Annotated in this window: 14 protein-coding genes; 4 read left to right on the top strand and 10 right to left on the bottom strand. The window is 52.9% G+C overall.

Annotation, left to right across the window (positions count from 1 at the left end):
- Positions 1-104: 104 nt before the first annotated feature.
- The 3 genes from X965_RS01170 to cueR form a co-directional block, all read right to left on the bottom strand.
- On the bottom strand, positions 105-4,739 hold the full coding sequence (locus X965_RS01170; protein ID WP_036416689.1) for a hemagglutinin repeat-containing protein: 4,635 nt from the start codon (positions 4,737-4,739) through the stop codon (positions 105-107).
- A 36-nt stretch (positions 4,740-4,775) separates the two neighbouring features.
- Positions 4,776-6,464, bottom strand: coding sequence for a ShlB/FhaC/HecB family hemolysin secretion/activation protein (locus X965_RS01165; RefSeq protein WP_036416687.1), 1,689 nt, complete (start codon positions 6,462-6,464; stop codon positions 4,776-4,778).
- Between the two features lie 183 nt (positions 6,465-6,647).
- A complete protein-coding gene (cueR, locus tag X965_RS01160; protein WP_004237647.1) occupies positions 6,648-7,064 on the bottom strand; it encodes a Cu(I)-responsive transcriptional regulator in 417 nt (138 codons plus the stop codon).
- 141 nt (positions 7,065-7,205) lie between these two features.
- Here cueR and copA point away from each other — a divergent pair, with 141 nt between their 5' ends.
- From copA to ybaK, 3 genes are all read left to right on the top strand, one after another.
- On the top strand, positions 7,206-9,944 hold the full coding sequence (gene copA, locus X965_RS01155) for a copper-exporting P-type ATPase CopA (protein WP_036416684.1): 2,739 nt from the start codon (positions 7,206-7,208) through the stop codon (positions 9,942-9,944).
- A gap of 135 nt (positions 9,945-10,079) precedes the next feature.
- Entirely contained in the window at positions 10,080-10,889 is an 810-nt protein-coding gene (locus X965_RS01150; protein WP_036416681.1) for a TraB/GumN family protein, read from the top strand.
- A gap of 51 nt (positions 10,890-10,940) precedes the next feature.
- On the top strand, positions 10,941-11,420 hold the full coding sequence (gene ybaK / locus X965_RS01145; protein ID WP_004237643.1) for a Cys-tRNA(Pro)/Cys-tRNA(Cys) deacylase YbaK: 480 nt from the start codon (positions 10,941-10,943) through the stop codon (positions 11,418-11,420).
- 61 nt (positions 11,421-11,481) lie between these two features.
- On the opposite strand, the gene X965_RS01140 is transcribed toward ybaK, so the two are convergent.
- Both X965_RS01140 and ushA read right to left on the bottom strand, forming a co-directional pair.
- Positions 11,482-14,322 (bottom strand): RHS repeat-associated core domain-containing protein, encoded by a 2,841-nt coding sequence (locus tag X965_RS01140; RefSeq protein ID WP_051997300.1) that lies wholly within the window; start codon positions 14,320-14,322, stop codon positions 11,482-11,484.
- 246 nt (positions 14,323-14,568) lie between these two features.
- Positions 14,569-16,236, bottom strand: a complete 1,668-nt coding sequence (ushA, locus tag X965_RS01135; RefSeq protein WP_036416678.1) for a bifunctional UDP-sugar hydrolase/5'-nucleotidase UshA — start codon at positions 16,234-16,236, stop codon at positions 14,569-14,571.
- 606 nt (positions 16,237-16,842) lie between these two features.
- Between ushA and ybaL the strand changes: the two genes are divergently transcribed.
- Positions 16,843-18,648, top strand: a complete 1,806-nt coding sequence (gene ybaL, locus X965_RS01130) for a YbaL family putative K(+) efflux transporter (protein ID WP_036416674.1) — start codon at positions 16,843-16,845, stop codon at positions 18,646-18,648.
- A 125-nt stretch (positions 18,649-18,773) separates the two neighbouring features.
- Here ybaL and X965_RS01125 read toward each other — a convergent pair whose 3' ends face one another.
- From X965_RS01125 to adk, 5 genes are all read right to left on the bottom strand, one after another.
- Positions 18,774-18,986 (bottom strand): DUF1471 domain-containing protein, encoded by a 213-nt coding sequence (locus X965_RS01125; protein WP_036416672.1) that lies wholly within the window; start codon positions 18,984-18,986, stop codon positions 18,774-18,776.
- Between the two features lie 354 nt (positions 18,987-19,340).
- Complete coding sequence (locus tag X965_RS01120) at positions 19,341-20,651, bottom strand: inosine/guanosine kinase (RefSeq protein ID WP_036416671.1); 1,311 nt, start codon at positions 20,649-20,651, stop codon at positions 19,341-19,343.
- A 95-nt stretch (positions 20,652-20,746) separates the two neighbouring features.
- Complete coding sequence (locus tag X965_RS01115) at positions 20,747-21,736, bottom strand: Wzz/FepE/Etk N-terminal domain-containing protein (protein ID WP_036416670.1); 990 nt, start codon at positions 21,734-21,736, stop codon at positions 20,747-20,749.
- Positions 21,737-21,912: 176 nt separating this feature from the next.
- The gene (gene hemH / locus X965_RS01110) at positions 21,913-22,869 is read right to left on the bottom strand and encodes a ferrochelatase (protein ID WP_036416668.1); all 957 of its coding nucleotides are present in this window, start codon (positions 22,867-22,869) and stop codon (positions 21,913-21,915) included.
- A gap of 190 nt (positions 22,870-23,059) precedes the next feature.
- The gene (adk, locus tag X965_RS01105; RefSeq protein WP_004236486.1) at positions 23,060-23,704 is read right to left on the bottom strand and encodes an adenylate kinase; all 645 of its coding nucleotides are present in this window, start codon (positions 23,702-23,704) and stop codon (positions 23,060-23,062) included.
- Between the last annotated feature and the right edge of the window lie 57 nt (positions 23,705-23,761).

The following is a 23,761-nucleotide window of genomic DNA, read 5'->3' as shown; positions in this document are numbered from 1 at the left end:
GATCATAACCACAGTTATATAAACAATTTTTAAACCACGCCGGATTGTCATATTAAAAAACGGCTCCGCAGGGAGCCGTTTTATCTTACTGAATAAACTAATAATTACTTCACTTTACTGTTCACACTGCTGTGATCATTAGTGACAGAAATACCGACCGGGGATTTTCCGTTTACAATTCCGTCCTTAACCGCGCTGACAGCCTGTCCGGCATTGAGCCGGAGTTCGCCGTGAATGCGGGTGCCGGTCTCTTTGACCGCCACAGAGCGCATTTCGGTGTTCCCGCCATCCGGCAGACCGTCCAGCACCGCGCCGGTCAGGATAGTGCTGCCGCCGGTACGCAGTTTGCCCTGTTCACGGGCGGTCAGACCGGATTGCTGTCCCACCTGTTCTGCGGAACGGGTTTCGAAGGACGCTTTAACATTGCCGTTCATCCCGGACGGGGATGTCAGGCCGGATTTCACCTTGTCCGCCACCGTACCGGCACCGGCTCCGGCATTTTCCCGTACAGAATCTGCCGCTTTATCCAGTCCGTTTTCCAGACCCGCTTTGATGTCATCTGCAAACTTCGGTGTACCGGCATTGGCCAGTTTTGAGGTGGTACTGCTGCCCTCATCATTGGTATGTGCCGCCGACAGATCCGCGTCAACTTTCAGAACAGATTCGGTGTTAGTCCGGCTTTCCACGATCAGATCACCGCCGACACGCCCGCTGATGGTATCCGCCGTCAGTTTTCCGCCCTGAATCCGCGTGTCATTGCGGCTGTTCAGTGTGAGGTTACCGCTGTCCGTCAGGGCATTTTTCTGTGTGACCGTCTGCTGATTATCGATCCCGCCCTTCAGACCGGCACTGATATTATGCCGCGAACCGGTTTCCGGATTTTCTGTACTGCGCGAGGTGCCGATATTCAGGTTTCCGCCCGCATTCCAGTTGGCTTTGTCCGTGGTTTTCTGTGCGGATTCAATCACAATACCGCCGTCACGGGCAGTCAGTGCGGTATTTTGTGCATCAATCTGCGTGCCTTTCAGGTACAGCGCATCATCCCGCATACCGTCCGCAGAAACAGACGCTGTACCGCCGCTGCGCAGACTGCCGCCGCGCTGGTCAGTGACGTTTTCAGATTGTTTGCTGATACTGAACTCCGCACCGCCGCCGAGTTTGCTGCCGGTCTCCGTTTTACCGCCGCTGGCCTGCACATCACCGTGCCATTGATGGCCGGAGATAGTATTCGTGCTCTCCGCGCTGTTAAGCAGGGTGTTGTGCCCGCCTTTCACGGTCACATCCCCGTCACTGCTGACATCAGTACCGTTAGCGGTCAGGTCGTTTCCGGCCTGTAATACCACGCCGGTTTTGCCTTCAATCACCCCGGTTTTCGCCGTTGTGCCGCTTTCGTTATACACTTCACGTCCGCCGCTGAGACCACCACCGGCATTTTTCAGGTTGAGCGATTCCACATTTACCTTCGCCCCGGCATCATAGCCGCTGACGGTTTTGCTGTGGGTATCACCCGCCTGATCCAGCGTCAGATTATCGCCGGCACGGACAGAAACGAGTCCTTCCTCACTGCGCAGTGTATCGCCCTGCAATGCCGCATCACGCCCCGCCTGCACAGTGATATCCCCTTTCGCCGACAGTGAACCGGGCACCGCTTTACTGCTGCTCTCAGTTGCCAGACGATGACCGCCGCTGCCTTCCGCGCTGATCGCAACATCCTGTCCGGTGGATGTTGCCACACGCAGACTTCCTTTGCCCTCAGTCACAGATTCCGACTGATGATGTGTATCCGCTGCCGCCGCAGACTGATAATCGCCGGCGCTGATCGCAATACCGCCGTTATCCGCCCGGTACTGTGTTCCCTCATCAAGAACACGATCTGTGGCGTTCACGGCAACCGATCCTGCATTAACAGACGTGGTTTTCGCCTGTGTATTTTCGGTGATGCTCTGCCGGTTTTCCCCTTTGCCGCTCAGATCAACGCCGATATCCGGCAGTCCGGTGGCTGCGGTGCTGTCAGCCACCCCGGCAATATTGCCTTCCGCAATATTTTCACCGGCTTTGGCCAGCGGACGGGAGACTTTGCTGTAATCCAGCGAAACACCAAGGCTGCCTTCGCCGCCTTTGGTGGTTTCGGTGGTGCGATCACTGTTGTGAGCCGCCCGGTGCGCCGAGTTTTGCGCGGTTTCCGTATAAGCGCCGCCCACCCTGTGTGATGCGCCTTCCTGCGAGAGCGTTTTACCGGCGGTCAGGGTGAGATTGCCCTGCACCTGTGTGCCGGAGGTGACTGCCTGATGCTGCTCCTGTGTCCTGCCGGTTTCAGTATGACCGCCGCTCAGCCCGCCGCCGAGTTTATCCATGCCGCCGGTCAGATAAATACCGCCGTGTGATTCCCCTTTCTGCTGTGTCCGGGTCTCACGGTTATCCGCTGCGTTCAGGGTGATATTTTCAGCGGAAAGTGCCGCATCCCCCTGCGTGGTGGTCAGAGAGGAGCCGATAAGGGTGAGATCGTTTCCGGCGGTGACAGAGACACTGCCGCCTTTGAGTTCACTGCCCTGCTGCGTGACCGAATCCTGCTTTTGTGTGTCGCGGGTATGGTTGATATCCAGACCGGCGCGGTACTGTTTGTCCTCATCCTCTTTGGCATAGCCGCTGATTTTGAGTGTGGTTTCTGTTTTGTCAGACTGTTTTTGTGCCTGTGCCGCACGGACATTGATATCACCAAGGGTATCAATTTTCAGTGTGCCCGCACTTTCAATCAGGCTTCCGGAGATGGTGATATCATTTTTCCCTGCCAGCCGCAGGTCAGCTTCTGATTTCAGCTCGCTGCGCTCAACGCGGGTATCTTCGCTGTTTTCACGGAGGGTACTGCGGGTGATGTTAAACGCGCCGCCATCACGGTTATCAATGTGTTTCGCTGTCCGGCTGATGCCGTTTTCAATCACCAGCGCGCCCTGCCCGGTCTGCACCAGACTGTCCTGTGTGCCTTTTACCTTACTGCCGGTGACGGTCACACCGTTGCCGCCGGAAAGCCAGAGCTTACCGCCTGCGGTAACGTCAGAGCCGTGCGCCGTCTCTTCCGTGGTGGCACGGTTTTCACGGGAGCCGCCGCCGATACCGCCCCACGAGGTGATATTCTCCGTATGCCCCTGATGCTGTGTCGTGGTTTGCGTACCGATGGTGAGATTATTACCGGTGTTGATGATCAGATCCTGTCCGGCGTGTACCTGTGCCGCCTGAGTCCGGATGTCATGGCCGGCATTCAGTCCCAGATTGCCGCCTGCGGTCAGTTCGGTTTTCACCAGTTGCTCTTTTGACGTGACATCGCCGTGTGTGCCGCTGAGCAGTTTTGCCGTCTCATTGCGTTTATTGCCGGACACCGTCTGTGTGCGGGAGTTGGTCACACTTTCAAGCCGGATATCCCCTTTGGCATCAGCACTGAGATGCGTTCCGGCCGCCAGTGTTGCTCCTTTCAGGGTAATATCACCGGTTGTGGCCGCCAGGCGGATATCACCGTCAGACCGGAGGTTGCTGGTTTCCTGCCGGATACTTTCATCTTTGCGGGTTTCATTATTTTCCCACGACATTTTCCACTGATTTGTGGTGCGGGTGTCTGACTGCGCAACCTGGTCGCTGCCGAGCGTGATGGTTCCTGCCTGAACGGCAATCTCAATCCCGTGCAGATCAGTGCCGGTCAGCCGTGCTTCCTGCTGTGCCACCAGGGTGATATTTTTGCCGTCCAGTGAGGTGCGGGTGTAACGCCCCTGCCGGGTTTCGCCGGTGACGGATTGCCCGCTGCGTTTGTCTTCTGTCCGCTGATGTTCGTTGCGCAGCTGTCCTTCGGTACGCAGCGTATCACCGCTCAGGCGGATATCCCCGCCGGTGACCTGTGCGCCGGTGAGTTTCAGAGCGCCCTGTGACTGGGCATCGAAACCATTCACAGCATCAATATTACCGGCAAGTTTCACGCCGCTGCCCTGCGCGGTATTCACCAGACGGATTTTACCGGCACGCATGCCGCCCAGATAATAGCTGTCCAGCGGAACCGCGTTTTTCCCGGCGGAAATGGTCTGCATATCAGCGGAAACGGTATTGTTCCCGGAGATCACATTCAGTACCGCCGCGCGGATCTCCCCGTCGGCATTAATCGCAGGCGCAACCAGATCCAGCACTTTACCGGTCGTGATCCCGTTATTTCCGATCGTCAGTGAACTGGTGTTATCCAGCGTACTGTATGCACTGATCATTCCGTTCTCAATCAGCGGATTACCCACGATCAGCCCGGCATTATTGGTGTTGATAAAACCACAGCCCTGACAGCTGATCCCGTTCGGGTTGGCGAGGATCAGATCCGCCGCCATGCCGAACACTTCCTGCTGGCCCAGCAGAAGAGAGGGGTTACGGCTGACCACTTCATTGAGGATCACCCCGGCGGCCTGCCCGTTCAGGTTTTTGTTGGCCTCCAGCATACCCGCCAGTTGCGACTGCCCGGCGGTCAGGGCGTTATTAAAGACCGCGCCCCGGTTATCCACATTAAAATCAAGATACTGGTTATGAGACAGCCCGTTACTGTTCGGTGCTGTAATATTAACAATATCCGTTCCGTTTACCTGAGAAACCCCGGGGCCGTTCGGGCCGCCGTCCGCCACAATCCCTGCGGCGGCGCTGTTCAGCGTGACGAAGGCCAGCGCCATCCACGCGGCCACCTTACCTGACGAAGATAGTTTAAAGCGTTCTTTTTTCATTGTATTTCCTTACCATCCAACGACTGACGGAGCAGATCAGAACTGATATCCCAGGCGCAGGGAAAACAGGGTGTCCTGTGCGGGCAGTGCCGCCACAGAGGTCCGGGCGCGGCTGATTTGCGCATCCAGCTGTGCGCCGCCGTAACTGACATTAACCCCTGCGGCGATACCCGCGGCAGACTGCCATCCCGCCTGCCCGGTCTGAGCCATAACCCGTCCGTAGTCCGCACCGGCACGGGGTGTTACCGTGATCCCCTGCCGGACAAAACGGCGGGAAAGGGTGTTTTGCCAGTACCATCCCTTATCCGCCGATAACGAGCCGTCGTGAAACCCTCTGATCGCACTGTTATCCGACAGTGTCAGCCACTCCCCCCCGGGGAGGTGATCCTGTGTGTACTGACCGGCCAGATGACTGCTGAACAGATACGCGTCTTCCGACAGCGAAAACTGCTGAATATAACTGAGTGAGAATTTGCCTTTGGTGTATTGCGGATCCGAGCCCGGCATGGTGTTCCGGGTAGCTGCCCCGAACAGTGTGGTGCCCTTCTCCGCTGATAAAGAGGTGCTGATAACACCGCCCGGTACCAGAATCAACCCGGTGTAACCGGCTTCGGCGATACTCAGGGACGGGCTGCTGACGCCAATCAGTGTGTCATTGAGGTAGTTGCGGCTGCGTTTGTAAGTCATCTGCGCCATCAGGGAATCAATCCGTGAGCGGTTACGGAAGATGACATAATCCGCCCGCAGTGCGGCCTGAGCGCTGTCCCCGCTAAGAATGACGTGGTTATAGCGCAGCGCCTGAGTGATGCGGTAACGGGAAAGACTGCCGTAAGTGCTGATCGTCAGTGCGCCGTAAGGCACGGAGTAAAACAGCATGCCAGAGCGGCTGTAACGCGCCGCCGGATTATCGGTTGTGGCGGAGCCGCTCAGGCTGACAAAATCAGATAATCCTGCCGGGCTGTCTGCGGTGACTGCGGTGCGGATAACATTGCGTCCGGTACTTTTCTGCCCGTAATTATCTGCACTGATAGAAAACCCGGCCGGAGTGCCGCGCTGATTAACCAGCCGGATCACCGAGCCTCCCGGTGCGCTGCCGGGCAGAATATCCATAGTGACATGGTTGGATTTCAGGCGGTTTGCCTGATCCAGCCCCTGCTCCAGTTCGGTGATTTTCAGCGGTTTGCCGGTCAGAGCGGGAAACAGCAGAGCGGTATTAACACCGCGATCCGTGCTGTCGATCCGCTCCACGGTTCCTTCCGTCACGCCGATCCCCAGCTCGTGATAATCGTTGACCGGCAGAAAGCGGATCCGGGCGGTGATATAGCCTTTATCCAGATACCGCTCCATCAGTTCCGCCACCAGCACATTAATGTCACGGCTGCGGATACAGTCTGCGGGCAATGGCGAAAGTGAGCGTAGGTCGTCCTGAGATAACAGTGTGATACCGGAGAGATACACGCCGCTGACCGGCAGACAGTGTTCATTCTCTGCCGCACGCAGTAACGGCTCTGTGGGGGTGATCGTTGTCTGCGGCTTGCTCAGTTGCCGGTAAGTCTGCTGTTCCAGCAGATCACTGACCTGCTGTCCGGCATCCTGCATCGCCCGGCGCGAGGCATCAGCGCCCGGATTTTCCGCAGCAGCAGGGAAAGGTGCGGCATATAATGTCGGGCAAAAAAACAGCCCTGATAATAATATGCGGCGTAATAATGTCAGCAGTTTGGTCAATTCGTCTTACTTATCCTTTACGCCGGTTACCGCCGCAGCGGACAGAAATGCCGGTTTTCTCCGGTATAACGCCGGATGAAAAAGAGCCGTGCTTTTATCTGTTATCGGCAGAAATAAGAAAAACTTAACTGACAGGATGTAAGACGGCGTCTGCCCGGCGGGCAGACGCACAAAACAGACGGATTATTTATGGCAGGCAGGTTTGCTGTGGCGGCATCCGGAGAGATGATCGATGATCGGACACTCTGCGCTGTCATCCCCGGGACAGGAATCAGCCAGTGCCAGCAGGCGGTCACGGATAGCCGTGAGCTCCGTAATGGTTTTCTCAATCTGCTTCACTTTGCCCAGTGTCGCCGATTTCACATCCGCCGCGTGGCGGTTCGGATTACGGAACAGCGATAACAGCTCGCGGCACTCATCCAGCGTGAACCCGACCTCTTTTGCCTGGCGCAGCAGAGTCAGTTCATCCACATGCCGTTCACTGAAATACCGGTATCCGTTCTCACCCCGTTCCGGTGGCGTGATCAAAGATTTATCTTCGTAAAAACGGATTGCTTTTGGTGTTAAACCCGTTTTTTGTGCAATATCGCTGATATTCATAACTTCTCCTTGACCTTACCCTTGAGGGAAGGTTTACCATCATCGTAAATCAAAATTCCCGTTCCCCCGAACAGAATTTTTTCTCTTGCGCCGTGTGCTGATATGCGGCGTGATGATGCGAAACATGTAAGGAAAAAAAGTATGGCTAATACCACTATTCTTGCGTTACAGGGGCTGTCCTGCGGACATTGCACCGGCAGTGTGAAAAAAGCACTCGACGCCCGCCCGGATGTTGAATCTGCGGTGGTCACCCTTGATTTCGCCAAAGTGACCGGCGATGCAGATGCGCAATCCCTCATCAAAACTATCGAAGAAGCAGGTTATGAAGCTCAGATTGCAGACAAACCCGGTACAATTTTACAGCTTTCCGGGCTGAATTGTATGAAATGTGCAGCGAAAACGCAAAGTGCATTAGAAGCGGTTGACGGTGTTGCGGCTGCGGTCGTTGATACCAAAGAGGCAAAAGTATACGGCAGCGCTGATGCGCAGACCTTAATCAGCGCGGTGGAAGCCGCCGGTTTTCAGGCAGCAGTGGCGGGAGAAAACGCCTCCCCAAAATCTGAACCGCTGACGCCGTCTCAGACTGAGGCTGCGGCAGCGGAGCACTGCGACATTCCGGCCACCCCGGACAACACCCCTGCCATGCCGGTGATTGAGGAGGATGACGACAGTCTCTCCTTCCTGCTCGACGGCATGACCTGTGCAAGCTGTGTCAGCAAAGTACACAAAGCGCTGCTCAGTGTGGACGGCGTGGAAAATGCCCGTGTGAACCTCGCGGAGCGCAGTGCACTGGTCACCGGCCATGCCTCTGCGGAGGCACTGATCGCCGCTGTGGAGAAAGCCGGTTACGGCGCGGAACTGATTCAGGATGATGCCAAACGCCGTGAGCGCCAGCAGGAAGTCGCGGTTGCCAATATGAAGCGGTTCCGCTGGCAGGCTGCTCTGGCACTGGCGGTCGGTATCCCGGTGATGATCTGGGGAATGATCGGCGACAATATGATGCTGACCCCGGCGAACAACGGGATCTGGCTGACCATCGGGATCGTCACCCTGGCGGTGATGATTCTGGCGGGCGGGCATTTCTACCGCAGCGCCTGGCAATCCCTGAAAAATGGCAGTGCAACGATGGATACCCTGGTGGCTCTCGGCACCGGTGCCGCGTGGCTCTATTCCATCACGGTAAACCTCTGGCCGGACGTGTTCCCGCCGCAGGCGCGTCACCTCTATTACGAGGCCAGCGCCATGATTATCGGTCTGATAAACCTGGGTCATATGCTGGAGCAGCGTGCCCGCCAGCGTTCGTCAAAAGCACTGGAGCGCCTGCTGGATCTGACTCCGCCGACCGCCCGTGTGGTGACACCTGAAGGTGAGAAAGATGTACCGCTGGCAGATGTGCAGCCGGGGATGATCCTGCGTCTGACCACCGGTGACCGCGTACCGGTCGATGGTGAGATCACCGAAGGCGAAGTGTGGATGGATGAGGCGATGCTGACCGGGGAGCCAATCCCGCAGCAAAAAACCACCGGTGATACCGTTTCTGCCGGAACCACCGTGCAGGATGGCACCGTGCTGTTCCGTGCCGCCGCTGTCGGCAGCAAAACCACGCTGGCACGCATCATTAAACTGGTGCGTCAGGCTCAGAGCAGTAAACCGGAAATCGGTCAGCTGGCAGATAAAATCTCAGCCGTCTTTGTGCCGGTTGTGGTGGTTATCGCCCTGATCGCCGGTGCTGTCTGGTACTTCTTCGGCCCTGCGCCGCAGATAACCTATGCACTGGTGATTATTACCACGGTACTGATTATCGCCTGTCCGTGTGCACTGGGACTGGCAACGCCGATGTCGATTATTTCCGGGGTCGGACGCGCCGCTGAGTTTGGTGTGCTGGTACGGGATGCGGATGCTTTACAGCAGGCAAGCACTCTCGACACCATTGTTTTCGACAAAACCGGGACCCTGACAGAAGGCATGCCGCAGGTAACGGAAATCCATACCTTTAATGGTTTCAGTGACGATGATGTCCTGCGTCTCGCGGCGGCGCTGGAAAGCGGTTCTAATCATCCGCTGGCCCGCGCTATCACTGAACGTGCAAAAGCGCTGACACTGCCGTCTGTTACTCAGTTCCGTACCCTGGCGGGGATGGGGATCAGCGGGGAGTCTGAAGGCCGGACACTCCTGCTGGGTAACCATGCGCTGATGCAGGCACAGAATATCAGCACTGCCGGGGAAGCGGATGCGCTGGTACAATCCCAGGCCGGTAAAGGTGTGACTCCGGTGATGCTGGCAGTTGACGGCAACATCGCGGCGATTCTTTCTGTCCGTGATCCGCTGCGTGAGGACAGTGTCAGTGCGCTGGCGCGTCTGCACAAACAGGGTTACCGTCTGGTGATGCTGACCGGGGACAACGAAGTAACCGCCCGGGCTATCGCCAAAGAAGCCGGGATTGATGAAGTAATCGCCGGTGTACTGCCGGACGGCAAAGCCGCTGCCATTGAAAAATTACAGCAGGCCGGACGCCGTGTCGCCATGGTCGGTGACGGTATCAATGACGCACCTGCGCTGGCACGGGCAGATGTGGGGATCGCGATGGGCGGCGGCAGTGATATTGCCATCGAAACGGCAGCAATCACTCTGATGCGCCACAGCCTGCACGGCGTGGCCGATGCGGTGGCTATCTCGAAAGGGACACTGCGTAATATGAAACAGAACCTGCTGGGTGCCTTTATTTATAACACCCTCGGGATCCCGATCGCCGCCGGGGTGCTGTTCCCGTTCACCGGCACTCTGCTGAATCCGGTAGTGGCAGGGGCAGCCATGGCGCTGTCATCCATTACCGTGGTCAGTAACGCCAACCGGTTGTTACGTTTTAAACCGAAAGATTAATCTCTGACCTGATAAGGGAGCGAATAATTCGCTCCCTTATTTTTTTCCTGTTAATTAACCGGATATTACTTATCAGGGTTGAAAAAAGCCCGCGCTTGCAGTCAACTAAGGTATCGTTTCACGACAGGAGTCGTCATGAAAACACTGTTCCGCCGGCTGAAAGATTACCTTATCCCGCCTGATCCGCAGGGTGGCTGCACCTGGCCTTCGGTTGAACTCACATTGCCCGGGGATATCTCACTGCATCTGGTCGGCAGTATTCATATGGGATCGGAAGCCATGTACCCGCTGCCCGGCCCGCTGCTGGAAAGAATCAATCGTGCTGATGGCCTGATTGTGGAAGCGGATATCACCCGTCCGGCACCGCCGTTCCCGGGACAAGACCCTGAATTCCCCCGTCTGCCGGTAAGTGAGCGCTTACCGGAGCACCTGAGAGATGACTACCGCCGCTATTGTGAGGAACAGCGTCAGCCGGTACAGACGCTGGATACCCTGCCCGCCTGGCAGGTGGCGCTGATCCTGCAGTCCGCCCAGGCACAAAGCCTGGGGCTGCGTCCGCATTACGGCATTGATTATCAGATGCTCAATGCCGCTCACGGACAGAATATCCCCGTTTTTGAGCTGGAAGGCACACAGGCACAGTTACAGATGCTGCTGGATTTCCCGGACGAAGGGCTGAGCCTGCTGGAAGATACCCTGGCCTACTGGCATGACAATGCCCGTGCACTTCAGATTATGCTCGGCTGGTGGCTGGATTACCGGCCGGAAAAACTCGCGCAGCCGCTGCCCGCCACCTTCAGCGAGCAGACGTATCAGCATCTGATGATAAGCCGCAACGACGCCTGGAAAACCCGGCTGACACAACTGCCGCCCGGCAATTATGTGGTGGCGGTCGGCGCACTGCATCTTTACGGCGACCACAATCTGCCGTCCATTTTGTGTTAAACTGGCAGGCCTTGTGACACTGCCGTCTGAATTATCAGCAAGGAAAGACCTATGACACCGGCTGTAAAACTTCTGGAAAAAAACCGGATTTCATTCACCCTCCATCCGTATGAACATGATCCGAATGATCATAATTTCGGTGATGAAGCGGTCCGCAAACTCAATCTCGATGCCCGTCAGGTATACAAAACCCTGCTGGTGGCGCTTAACGGTGATAATAAACATCTCGCCGTGGCAGTCACCCCGGTATCAGAACAGCTTGATTTAAAAGCGGTAGCCAAAGCCCTTGGTGTGAAGAAAGCGGAAATGGCTGACCCGGTGAATGCACAGAAAGTCACCGGCTATCTGGTGGGCGGGATCAGCCCGCTGGGACAGAAAAAACGTCTGCCGACCCTGATTGATGAGGGCGCACAGGAATTTGCCACTATTTTTGTTTCCGGCGGCAAACGCGGCCTGGATATCGAACTGGCACCGCAGGATCTGGCAAAAGTGCTGGACGGGAAATTTGCCCCGGTGGCGAAACGGGACTGATAAGAGATATCCCGGAAACGGTTACTGACCGTTTCCGGTTTTTACATTGGCTCCTTTATTATTAAGAAACTGAATTTCTCCGCGTCAGCCTTATATGATTTTTAACACGCCCTGTCATAACATTTTCAAGGCCTGAAATAATCCCTGAACAGTTATGGCATGCCGGGAAATCTTCGTTTTTAGCACCGACCAAACGTTGGGTATAAATGTAACTTGCACTGAGTTTACCAGCTACGCTTTCTCCTTTCTCCATCGAGGACACAACAAAATTTAATGCCTGTACCTCAGCATGAAGACCAGCAATCCCAGCCATTTTAGGGAGTATGTTATTATTATTTTTTATATGCTCTCTAATCCTGCTTTCCACTACGTCAGTAAGTGGCGTACCGGATTCTGAATATCTATTTTTTATCTCCGATACAAAGGCATTAGTATCCTCTATCCGATAATAACCGAGGCTTACTTCCGGCCGCCATTTTTTTGTGGTTTTGAGTAATGCCGGAGAAAACGCCTCAAATCCGGCTTTCACTTTTTCATCGATCAGATGAACCCCGGGAAAAGTATTTTTATTACTTAAACTACCGGTGAAATTAATAAAGCCAGACTTAAATACCGGTTCCCGTTTTTCGGATAAACTTAAAAAACCGGCATGTGCCGCGTAGGATTTCAGTTTTGCATTAGTATATTTCATTCCCCTCATTTTTTTTTCTTTGACATTAGGCTTAAGTCCCTTAAGACTAAATTCATTTTCTTCTGTTTCATCGAGTATTTTTTTTGTCTCCGCCGTAAATTTTATATGATGCATTTTTACGACCGTATTTTCTTTATAGATCTGTTCAACCATGTTGTTTCTTTCGCGCGGATATGCCAAATCAAGCCACTCAGCAACCCTCCCATCTTCATCTTTCATAGACACCGGATTATTCCTCACCATCCGGAACAGATTCAGCCCGTCGACCGTTCCCGCCGGGTCTGAGCTCAGCCAGCGCCCTGCCCACGGCTGATAGTAACGGTAGCCGTAGTAATACAGCCCGGTCGCATCCCGCTCTTTGCCGGAATAACGGTGGGTTTTGTAGTCAATGCCGCTGTCCGCATCCGCCACCAGCACAGCTGTGCCGCCGAACGGATAATATTCCTCCTGACTCAGCAGGTTACCGTCGCCGTCCGTTTCCAGGCCGCTGCTGCCGATCAGATTGTCATAACTGAACCGCTGGTGATCTTTTTTGCCGTCCTGCCAGTGCAGCAGCCGTACCTGTGCCCGCCCGGCAACACCGGCGCAGATCACCTGATAGTTTTCTTTTCCGCGGTACAGCTCCAGCCCCGGCAGATAGATCACCTGCTGTGTCAGTGAGCTGTTACCGGTCTTCTGCACGGTGGTTTTCAGAATACGCTGGCTGCCCGCATCATAACGGTAGCTTTCACAGTCACCGGCGGCACCGTTACGCACCACCGGCGTAACCTGTTGCAGCTCGCCGCGCGCAGTCCATGACAGAGTTTGTCCCGGCTGTAACTGTGTCTGTTGTCCGCCCGGGGTAAACAGGTCTTCCGCTTTCTCCGGCGTGTCCGCCAGGGTTTTCAGTACCGTGCGGTTGCTGCGCTGGCTGACGGTGATATCCGTGGTGTGGTTATTGCCGGTCTTCGGTGCTGAATGACGGATTTGTGTCATATTCCCGGCACGATCATAGATATAGTTGCGGGTGTAATTGGTGTAACTGGCTTTATCAAACGGGGAAATATCAGGGAGGGAACAGCTTTGCTGTCCGGCACTGGCCATCTCGCGCCCGGTGGCGCTGACCAGCTGATACAGGGTGTCGTAAGTGTATCGGTTTTCCGGCACCACTTTCTGATTATGCCAGAATCGCGTCTCCTCGGCGCTATTGGTCACACACAGCACATTGCCGACCGGATCGTATTCATAACGCAGATCCTGAAATATTTTTTTCCGTGCCGGATGTTCGGTTTTGACAGCAATCAGGCGCTGGGTTTGCGGTTCATAAGTGTAAGTGGTCACTACACCGTTACCGTGCTCCTCACGAAGTTTCTGCCCGGCAGCGGAATACGTCACAGATTTGATAATGATTTTTTCCGCGCCGCCTTTCACTGTCACCCGGCTGGTGCTCAGTAATCCGGCGATATCATAAGTCACTTTCTGCTGATGACCCGCCGCATCCGTGGTGTTCAGTACCGCACCGGTGGTATCAGCCGTAGTCTGTGTGGTGTATTTTTCAGCTGACAGCAAACGCTCCGGATTGCTTTCCGGCCAGTTAACACGGGTATCCGGCTTATCCGCATCTTTCAGCAACTGACGGGTCACCGACAGTGGCACGCCGGTCAGCGCAATGCTGTCCGTCTGCATCAGCCCGGCCGGATCATAATGGTGTGTACAGACCCCCGCCAGGTTTTTTGCTTTCTCCGCCTCACTGCTGCCTGCATACACAAAGCGCTCGGTTACCTGAGCGTTCTGCCCTGCGGTCTGTTCCGCAATACTCAGCGGACGCCCGGCTGAATCCGCACCTTCATACCGGAAAGTCTGAGTCACGGCCCGGCTGCGGTCATCCTGCTCGTTATCCGTACGGATCTGACTGATACAGATCACCGGTCGCCCTGCCGCATCATTCAATGCCAGTGATGTTCCCGCATCCGCGCTTTCCGTACGCAGCACCTGTCCGGAGAGTGAGGTGATATAGCGGAAATTGCTCAGCCCGGATGCCTGCATACGCGGATCAGCACTCTGCTGTAAAAAACCGCGCGCATCAAACTGATGGCAGGTAATACGCTCATCGGTTTTCTCCGGGGTATCCGGATGGCGGTGATACACAATATCGCGTACCGCCTGCCCCCGGTTGCCCAGTACCGTCACCGACGGTGTTTTTTTATGTAAGGTGTTTTCTGTTTTGTTCATTAATAGTGTCCTTTTGAGAGGAGGGATATCTGTCCGGTTCTGAGATCTTCGTCACGGACAGGCACTTATTCTAAAAATAATGAACAAATCAGGAAGAGCCAATCGTAGCAAAACACGCTTTATTTTAAATTTTCACAATAAAAACAATTAATTGTATACATAAAATATAATAATTAACTTATTTCATAACTCTCACGAATAAAAAACCGGAGTTCACCCCCGGTTTTTTATGACAGTCATAATCAATTATTTGTTTTTATAAATAATTTCGCCCTTCGGCTCATAATCTGCCGCTTTCAGCGGTGAATGAGCTTCAATATACCCTTTCAGTACTTCCGCATCGACAAAGCCGGTATTGACATAGCCCAGGTGAGAATCAATTTTCGGATAACCATCCCCGCCGATCGCATTGAAATTCAGTGTCGCCATGCGGTAGGTTTTTGCCGGATCCAGCGGTTTGCCGTCAATCGTCACATCACTCACAGAGCCGTCTTTATTCAGTGTCAGACCGACATTGTAAAACTGTGCGTAAGCACCTGAATCCGTTTTCATATTTGCCACGGCGGTCAGATACGGCAGCACTTCGCTGCCTTTGAAATCGACATACACCAGTTCGTTGGCAAACGGCTGCACTTTCAGCACATTTTTATAGGTAATATCGCCCGGTTCGATGGAGTCACGCACACCACCGCCGCTCATAATAGCGAAATCGGCATTTGCGCGCTCTTTCTGTGCAGCCAGCAGAAGATGCCCCATACTGGTCTGTTCAAAACGGACTTTGCTGCGATCACCTTCCAGTTTGCTGTCAACCGAGCCGACTTTGATATTCAGCTGCTCATTGCCTTTTTCCTGGTACGGTGTCAACAGTTTAAGCATGTCCGGGCTTTCGGTGATTTCACTGGTGTAATACACCCGCTCTGATGTGCCATCCTCTTTGGTGACTTTTTTCTTCAGATTCACCGGGATAAGCTGATAGTGTTTCAGCGTGAATTCGCCGTTGCGGAACTGAAAGTCCGCACGTCCGACATATTTACCCCATTCATGTGCCTGTACAATCCAGGTACCGTTCTGGTTGTCCGGTGCACACGGGGTGCCCGGTACGTAATCTGCAATTTTGTAATTCTTGTTTTCCGGCTGCATACAGACAGGATCCTGCGAGTGACCGCCGACAATCATATCCAGATAACCGGCCGGCAGGCTGCGCGCCATTTCCACATCTCCGGGAGCGTTGGAGCCGTGGTTGCTGTCATCGTAATGCCCCATATGAGTGGCGGCGATAATGATGTCCGGTTTTTCCGTTTCGCGCAGGGCTTCAACCACTTTTTTGGCTTCTTCAGCCGGGACACGGAATTCAGTGTCCGGGAAGTTCCCCGGATTACCGATTTTCGCTGTGTCATCCGTTGTCAGGCCGATTACCGCAATTTTTACCCCCTGCTTATCAAACATGGCATACGGCTTAAACAGGCGTTCACCGGTGCTTTTCTTATAGATATTGGCGGACAGGAACGGGAATGTGGCCCATTTTTCCTGAGTACGCAGCGTTTCCAGCGGATTATCAAACTCGTGGTTGCCCAGCGCCATCGCATCATAACCGACCAGATTCATCCCTTTGAAATCCGGCTCGGCATTCTGTAAATCGGATTCCGGCACGCCGGTATTGATATCCCCGCCGGAGAGCAGCAGCAGTGAGCCGCCCTTCTCTTCCACTTCCTTACGGATACCGTCCACCAGGGTCTTCTGGGCGGATAAGCCGTATTCGCCGTGATCGTTCTGCCAGAAATGGCCGTGGTGGTCATTGGTGTGCAAAATAGTGATGTCGTAGGTTTTATCTTTTTCCCAGGCATTCGCCAGCGCCGGAAAAAGCATTGCGGATACCGCCAGCGCACAGGCTGTGGTTTTCAGTGTAAATGTCATGGTCATTCCCTGTGTGTCTGAATGATGATACCGGCACAGAAACAACTCTCTCCGGCGTTCTGCTGAAAGTATGATGAAAATTCACAAATTTTTACACCGGTTATGATAAACACGGCAAGAAAGTGCGATCTGACTCAATGTTTTGTCATTTAGCGGATCCGCACAAATACGATAACGCATCCTTAAAAAATCGTTAAATATCAATATACAACAGAGAAAAATGCCTATTTATCTGCTGCATAGAAATGTAGTTATTTTATACCACGGGAATATTACCGTACCGTAACCGGCATAAATATCACGATTAAACCTGTATTTTTCAGCTGATTTTTATAAATACATCTGCATCGATATCAAAAACAGATCAAATGAACTTAATAACCTGTTAATTAACAATAATATTGAAGATTAAAGTAAATAAATAACGGTACGAACGGGGATCACAAAGAGCAGAATACGCTGAAAATAGTCAAAGCTGAATGGTATCTGCTGTTAAGTCCTGTTTTTTACATAATTAGTTATATTTTTAACGCGATTTATGTCACGAAAACATGTATTATATTTATAGCTAACCCACATCCGTTCACACCACTAATCAAAAGGAGAATGAAAAAAGTGCATTCAACGCCTCTTATCACAACTATTGTTGGCGGTCTCGTTCTCGCTTATTTACTCGGTATGTTAGCGCAGCGGTTAAAGATTTCCCCGTTAGTGGGTTATCTGGCGGCGGGTGTGTTAGCAGGCCCTTTTACCCCGGGATTCGTTGCCGATACATCACTGGCACCGGAACTGGCGGAAATCGGGGTTATTCTGCTGATGTTCGGGGTCGGGCTCCATTTTTCACTGAAAGATTTGCTGGCGGTTAAAAATATCGCCATTCCGGGTGCTATCTGTCAGATAGCCGTCGCAACTATTTTAGGTCTCGGCCTTTCCAGTCTGTTCGGCTGGGGATTATTTGCCGGGATCGTATTTGGTCTGAGCTTATCCACCGCGAGTACCGTGGTGCTGCTGCGCGCCCTGGAAGAACGGCAGCTGATAGAAAGCCAGCGCGGTCAGATAGCCATCGGCTGGCTGATTGTTGAAGACCTCGCCATGGTGTTAACCCTGGTGCTGTTACCGGCTGCCGCCTCTATCATTAATAACCCGGAGGCCAGTGCCAGCACATCAGATCTGCTGATAAGCCTGAGCATTACTATCGGTAAGGTCGTGGCATTCATCCTGATTATGATTTTTATCGGGCGCCGCGTGATCCCGTGGTTACTCGCCAGAACAGCCGCTACCGGCTCCCGCGAGCTGTTTACCCTGGCAGTACTGGTGCTGGCGCTGGGTATTGCTTATGCCGCTGTCGCGCTGTTTGATGCTTCGTTTGCCCTCGGCGCGTTCTTTGCCGGTATGGTGCTCAATGAGTCAGAACTCAGCCATCGTGCCGCACAGGATACCCTGCCGCTGCGTGATGCCTTCGCGGTACTGTTCTTTGTCTCTGTCGGGATGCTGTTTGACCCGATGGTGCTGATTAACCATCCGCTGGGCGTGCTCGGTGTGCTGGCGATTATTATTATCGGTAAATCCGCCGCCGCCCTGCTGCTGGTGAGGATGTTCGGCCATAACCGGCGGACAGCGCTGACAGTCGCCGTCAGTCTCGCGCAAATCGGGGAATTCGCCTTTATCCTCGCAGGAATGGGGGTTACGCTGGAAGTCCTCAACCGCCAGGCCAATGACCTGATCCTGGCCGGTGCGATTGTCTCTATCATGCTCAACCCGGTGCTGTTCACGCTGCTGGACCGCTATCTGGAAAAAACCGAAACACCGGAAGAGCAGCAGGAAGAAGAAACGCTGGAAGAAATCACCCAGGTGCCGGTCAATATCTGCGGACATACCATTATTGTCGGTTATGGCCGTGTCGGTGCGATGCTGGCGGATAAACTGCATAATAAAGGGTATCCGGTTGTGGTGGTGGAAGATACCCGCGCCCGCTTTGAAGAGCTTGCCGAACGCGGCTTCCCTTCCGTGATGGGGAATGCGGTGGCACAGGATGTACTGGAGCTTGCCCGTGCCGATTGCGCCAGCGCGCTGCTGCTGACTATTCCGAACGGCTATGAGGCCGGAGAGATTGTCGCCAAAGCCCGTGCCATGAACGCACATATGACGATTATTGTCCGCGCACATTATGATGACGAGCGCACCTATATTATGGAGCGCGGCGCAAACCGTGTGGTCATTGGTGAGTTTGAAATTGCCCGTGCGATGAGCACACTGCTGGTGGAAAACCAGACGGATCATGAATTCGGCTGCCCGGTCAATATCAATCCGGCGGCGGAAACAGAGACGGAAGGCCGCTCACTGCATGACATGCTGCGCAAACCTGAAGCAGATGCCGCCCCGGAGAACCAGAATCCGCATCCGTCGGCATAATTTGTTTTAACCTGCTGAAATACAAGCCCGGTCTGACCGGGCTTTTTTATGCGTATATAAAAAATCCTGCCGGGGCAGGATTTATACCAGAGGATAATAAACAGGTACTCAGTCACTGAACGCCATTATTTGTGCAGTTCTGCCGTCATAATCACATTATCTGTTGTACGGGCACTGGTAATGGTATAGCCGGAAGCACCGCTTTCCTGTGCTTTTGCAGCAATTTTTGCTTCAGCGGATGTCAGTGTGTCACTGGTGACAGAGACCGGTTCGGCAGAAGCCGCGAAGGAAAACAGTGTCAGAGCAGAAGCAGTAATCAGTGTTTTTACAGTATTCATGGTCATTTCCTTGTTACATTCAATAAAGTGTGTATTTCATCTGGCAAGCCTCTCTTGCCGGGAATGACTGAAGCTTAAACCTCAACATAACCTGAGGTTAAAGTGAATTTTTCACCTTAACTTCATCAGTAAAGTTGATGATGTCTGATGCACAACACGGATCACCTTTATAGGTAATATATTGAGTTATTAATTTCAGATTATTTAATTTTTTTGTCAGAGCTTAAAATATCAATTTTAATAAATCTGAATTCAGGGAGGGAAATAACATATGGAAATTCATTTACTCTGATATTATATTTCATTACCCATAAAAAACGCCGGATAATTCCGGCATTTTTTTCAGTTATTTTATCAGCGTTCCCAGTATGACTCTTCCAGGCTGTCTTCCCGGTCCGGTAACCCTTTGGTCAGACGCGGTGAGTGCTGAATCAGTACCTGATAGCTGACGCGGTTGGCATATTTGCAGACCTGCGCCAGTGAAGAGTATGTCAGATAACGGCGCTGATGCTTACTGGAGTTCGGGATATTCATCCGGTGATAGCTGTTGGCCGTAATATCATGCAGTAATGCGGATAATGCCCCGTCGCCGGCACCGTTGGTGTTCATTATCTTATCCGGGCCGCCCATATAAGGTTCGATATGGGAATAGACCCGCGCCGCGTCCTGACAATCTTTCTGACGCATTGCACGGCTGAATTCATACCGGTTAAACTCCGCCAGCGCGCCCGGCAACAGCGGGTGGGTGGTTTCGCGCATAAATTCTTTTTCTGAATAACCGGCCATATATAACCCGGCAGGACCTGCGGTACACAGCACCAGATCCACCCAGTCCAGGGCTTTATCTGACGCCAGCAGCGGGTCAGCAATGCCGGTCAGTGCCAGTGCTTCTTCTTCATTCATTGCCAGCACAGAGACATTTTCCGCAAGGAAATCACGCCACCACTGCGGATCTTCTGCAATCACATGTTTGGTGCCCAGAGTCAGAACCACCGGAACATCATATTTCCGGGCATATTCGATAGCTTTCATGGTGGCATCCGGCATCGGTTCGCCCGGTTTGCAGCGCACCAGATAAGCGGTCAGTACCAGCGCGGAGGCTTCCGCAATTATCGCTTCCGGAATGCTGTCCGGGCGCAGCTGGTTCATCAGCCCGGGGCTGATGGCAAATGTCCGCTCGCCGTTTTCACTGATCAGGGTGAAGCAGCGGCCAATCGGTCCGTCGACACCCTGTAAATAGTTGAGATCCATACGGCTGGAGGTGTTGCACAGATAATAATAGGCATAGCTGCCAATCTGAATATTATTGCACATGGTGCCCAGCAGCACGGAACGGTCGTCCGCCAGAACAGAATAATTGTGAAGGGTATTACCGATAGTACCACCGGCAAATTCATGGGTGATCAGCGAACGCTCAATCAGTTCACGGTACAGCTCTTCAGCCACATCATCCTCAATCACCAGCGAATGGCCGCGGCTGAGCTGATAACGGCGGATAAAATCATCATCCACATTGGCTTCGATATCCACCAGCGTCTGATCAATACCAACGATATACGCGCGGGTATTTTCATCATCTTTCATCAGCTGGACAGGCTGTAATAACGGGTCACGCAGGCTGACCGGGAAATAGTGTTTGGATTTGCGTCTGCCGGGGAATTTCATAAAGGTTCATGGCCGGAAAAAAAGATGGCGTATTTTATCATAACGCGGGGAAGAATGTGAGCGGACAGAACCCTCAATGTCCGCTCAACCGGAAATTATGCTGATTTTTTTCTGTTAACAAACATATTCCATGCGAAAACCGCCATCACTGACAGAATAAACCCTAAAAAGGCGGATGCGATGAGATACATTTTAGTGCCGGGGCCGTCTTTCACCACCGGCAGATCCGGGGACTCGGTCACGGTGAACGGAACAATGTTCAGTGAGAAAGGCGCGATACTTTTGATGGTTTTCAGCGCATAGGCTCTGTCCAGAAGTTCCGCATCCACAGCCGGTAAATCCAGAGCTTTCAGGGAGTCTCTCATCTGCATCACTGCCGGACGCCCCATGGCACTGTAAGAGGCAACCGGGTCAGCTTCCGGATTCTGAGGCGGAACAGATGCCGCCGCCGGTGCAACCCGTTCAGCTGCAGCCAGGTAAGCCAGTGTTTGCTCCCGCTGATGTTCCGCTCTCACCAGCGCCACATTATACTGACTCTGACCGGCACTCAGCGCAGCGGCCAGGTTTTCCTGTAACTGCGTCTGCATCACATTCTGACTGTATTGTGCGGTGTAATCGAGGTAATCCGACAACATTTGCTGTGCTGTTTGCGGATCTGCCGCAGTGAAGGTCACTTTGGCAGTAGTCGGTTTCAGTATATCGCCGTCCGTTTTCTGAAAACCAAAAGAGCCGGAAACAGCAGTATCGCCCTGTGAGAGGCGGAATGATTCCTGTACTGACGGCGACTGCCAGACAGTACCGAACACATTAAATGCAGCCGGCAGATCAGATACCGCAGTCACATTGAGTGCATTCATCTGCTGGCTGACTTTATCCAGCTCCGGCATGTCACGAAGCTCTGTTGCCGTCACTTCGGCGGTACTGGTCCATTTCTGCGGCAGTATTTTGGAGACACCGAACCCGGCGGCAGCGAATAATACGGTCACAATGACGATAAAAACCTTATGGCGGTATAACAGTTTCAGCAGATCAATAATATCGATCTCGTCATTATTCAGGTTCACTGAACCCTTCTCATTCACCATGTCCGTAGCACCTGTCCTGTCTGCGATGAAGTACTGAATTTCACTTAAAATGAACAATAATATCTGTCATTTTCAGCTAATTAATTGTTACATGATTAATGTTAACATTAATTTCTTAAAATTCTACGCATAACAGTGGTATATTTCGGACTATTCCAGATTGGAATGCGAAAAAACTAGCCAACCAACTCTTGCAACAGCTTTATATGAATATCAGCGTCATTAAGGGACTGAATGTAATGATATTCCGCCCCGCCGGAAGACAAAAATAATGCTTTATTCTGTTCCTTAATTTCCTCTAACGTTTCCAGGCAGTCAGCCGAAAATCCCGGGCACATCACCTGAACAGATTTCACGCCTTTTGAGGGTAATAACTTCATTGTTTCATCAGTATAAGGCGTAAGCCACGGCTCACGGCCAAAACGGGACTGATAAGTGTGCATGATATGTTCAGCCGGAAAATTGAGCCTTTCCCGCAGCAATGTCGTCGTGGCCTCACATTCTGCCGGGTAAACATCACCCTCTTTCGCATAACGGACAGGAATACCGTGATAGGATAAAATCAGCCGGTCAGGCACCCCGTGCTCCGCAAATGCGGCCTCCGCTGACTGCGCCAGTGCCTCAATATAGAGCGGGTGTGTCGCGTAACTGCGGATAAAATGCAGTGACGGGAATGTCCGGCGGCGTTTAAAGATATCCGCCAGCCCGTCAAACACCGCAGCGGTGGTTGAGCAGGAATACTGCGGGTACAGCGGCAGGACATCCAGATGTGTCACCCCCTGTGCCAGAAGGGCATCAACGGCGGATTCCAGTGATGGTGAACCATAGCTCATTCCCAGCTCGACCGGTGTGCCCGGCATCTGCGCCGCCAGTGCCGCCTGCTGACGGCGGCTGTATACCAGCAGCGGGGAACCCTCTTCCATCCAGACAGACTGATAAAGCTTCGCCACACGCGGCGAGCGGAACGGCAGCACAATACCGCGCAGAATACACTGCCAGAGCAGCGGAGAGACATCCACCACACGCGGATCACTCAGAAACTGCTTCAGATAGCGTTTTACCGCCGGGGTTTCCGGTGCATCCGGAGTACCTAAGTTAACCAGTAAAACGCCGCGTTTGTGTTGATTTGTCATCAGAAAATCCTGTCAGCAACTGAGAATGATTGTCAGGGTAATGCATTGTATATAATGATTCTTATTCTTTTCTGCCATGTTCTTCATGTTCTTCATCCTTTTGTCCGCAGGTTCGTTGGCTGCTGGTTCACCGGCGGCGCAGGATAAAAAAAGGCAGCCGTTTGGCTGCCTGACAGAAATAAGTGCCGGATTAACCCAGAATACGGGCTAATTCCTGACTGACTTCGCTTACCGGACGGGTGCCGTCAATACGATTGTATTTCACGTCACTCATCTGAGCTTCTTTCTGATAGTACTGGATCAGTGGTGCAGTCAGCTGATGGTATTCCACCAGACGCTTACGGACGGTCTCTTCCTGATCATCTTTACGGATGGTCAGTTCTTCACCGGTCACGTCGTCTTTATTTTCTGTCTTCGGCGGATTGTATTTTACATGATACACACGGCCTGAGCCCGCATGTACGCGGCGGCCGATAATACGGTCAACGATAATTTCATCCGGAACATCAAATTCCAGAACGAAATCAACGGTGATACCGGCTTCTTTCATTGCATCTGCCTGCGGAATGGTACGCGGGAACCCGTCCAGCAGGAAACCATTACGGCAGTCATCCTGTTTGATGCGCTCTTTAACCAGTGCGATAACTAATGCGTCAGTCACTAATTTGCCGTTGTCCATCAATTCTTTTGCCTGGAGACCCAATTCACTGCCGGATTTCACTGCTGCACGCAGCATGTCACCCGTCGAGATCTGAGGGATCCCGTATTTTTCCATGATAAACTGAGCCTGAGTCCCTTTACCGGCGCCCGGAGCGCCGAGCAGAATAATACGCATTGCGTAAACCCCTTGCTGGTTGCTTTTTTATAATTCGGATAAAAACAAGCTACCATA

Source organism: Morganella sp. EGD-HP17 (genome assembly GCF_000512315.2).
In the GTDB taxonomy this organism is placed as follows: Bacteria; Pseudomonadota; Gammaproteobacteria; order Enterobacterales; family Enterobacteriaceae; genus Morganella; species Morganella morganii.
The sequence above is the reverse complement of the archived record's forward strand: the minus strand, read 5'-3'. Positions and strand labels throughout refer to the sequence as shown.

Excerpts from the sequence above, each read along its gene's own strand:
- X965_RS01170 (WP_036416689.1), bottom strand. The coding sequence starts at position 4,739 with ATGAAAAAAGAACGCTTTAAACTATCTTCGTCAGGTAAGGTGGCCGCG.
- cueR (WP_004237647.1), bottom strand. The coding sequence starts at position 7,064 with ATGAATATCAGCGATATTGCACAAAAAACGGGTTTAACACCAAAAGCA.
- copA (WP_036416684.1), top strand. The coding sequence starts at position 7,206 with ATGGCTAATACCACTATTCTTGCGTTACAGGGGCTGTCCTGCGGACAT.
- X965_RS01150 (WP_036416681.1), top strand. The coding sequence starts at position 10,080 with ATGAAAACACTGTTCCGCCGGCTGAAAGATTACCTTATCCCGCCTGAT.
- ybaK (WP_004237643.1), top strand. The coding sequence starts at position 10,941 with ATGACACCGGCTGTAAAACTTCTGGAAAAAAACCGGATTTCATTCACC.
- X965_RS01140 (WP_051997300.1), bottom strand. The coding sequence starts at position 14,322 with ATGAACAAAACAGAAAACACCTTACATAAAAAAACACCGTCGGTGACG.
- ushA (WP_036416678.1), bottom strand. The coding sequence starts at position 16,236 with ATGACATTTACACTGAAAACCACAGCCTGTGCGCTGGCGGTATCCGCA.
- ybaL (WP_036416674.1), top strand. The coding sequence starts at position 16,843 with ATGAAAAAAGTGCATTCAACGCCTCTTATCACAACTATTGTTGGCGGT.
- X965_RS01125 (WP_036416672.1), bottom strand. The coding sequence starts at position 18,986 with ATGAATACTGTAAAAACACTGATTACTGCTTCTGCTCTGACACTGTTT.
- X965_RS01120 (WP_036416671.1), bottom strand. The coding sequence starts at position 20,651 with ATGAAATTCCCCGGCAGACGCAAATCCAAACACTATTTCCCGGTCAGC.
- X965_RS01115 (WP_036416670.1), bottom strand. The coding sequence starts at position 21,736 with ATGGTGAATGAGAAGGGTTCAGTGAACCTGAATAATGACGAGATCGAT.
- hemH (WP_036416668.1), bottom strand. The coding sequence starts at position 22,869 with ATGACAAATCAACACAAACGCGGCGTTTTACTGGTTAACTTAGGTACT.
- adk (WP_004236486.1), bottom strand. The coding sequence starts at position 23,704 with ATGCGTATTATTCTGCTCGGCGCTCCGGGCGCCGGTAAAGGGACTCAG.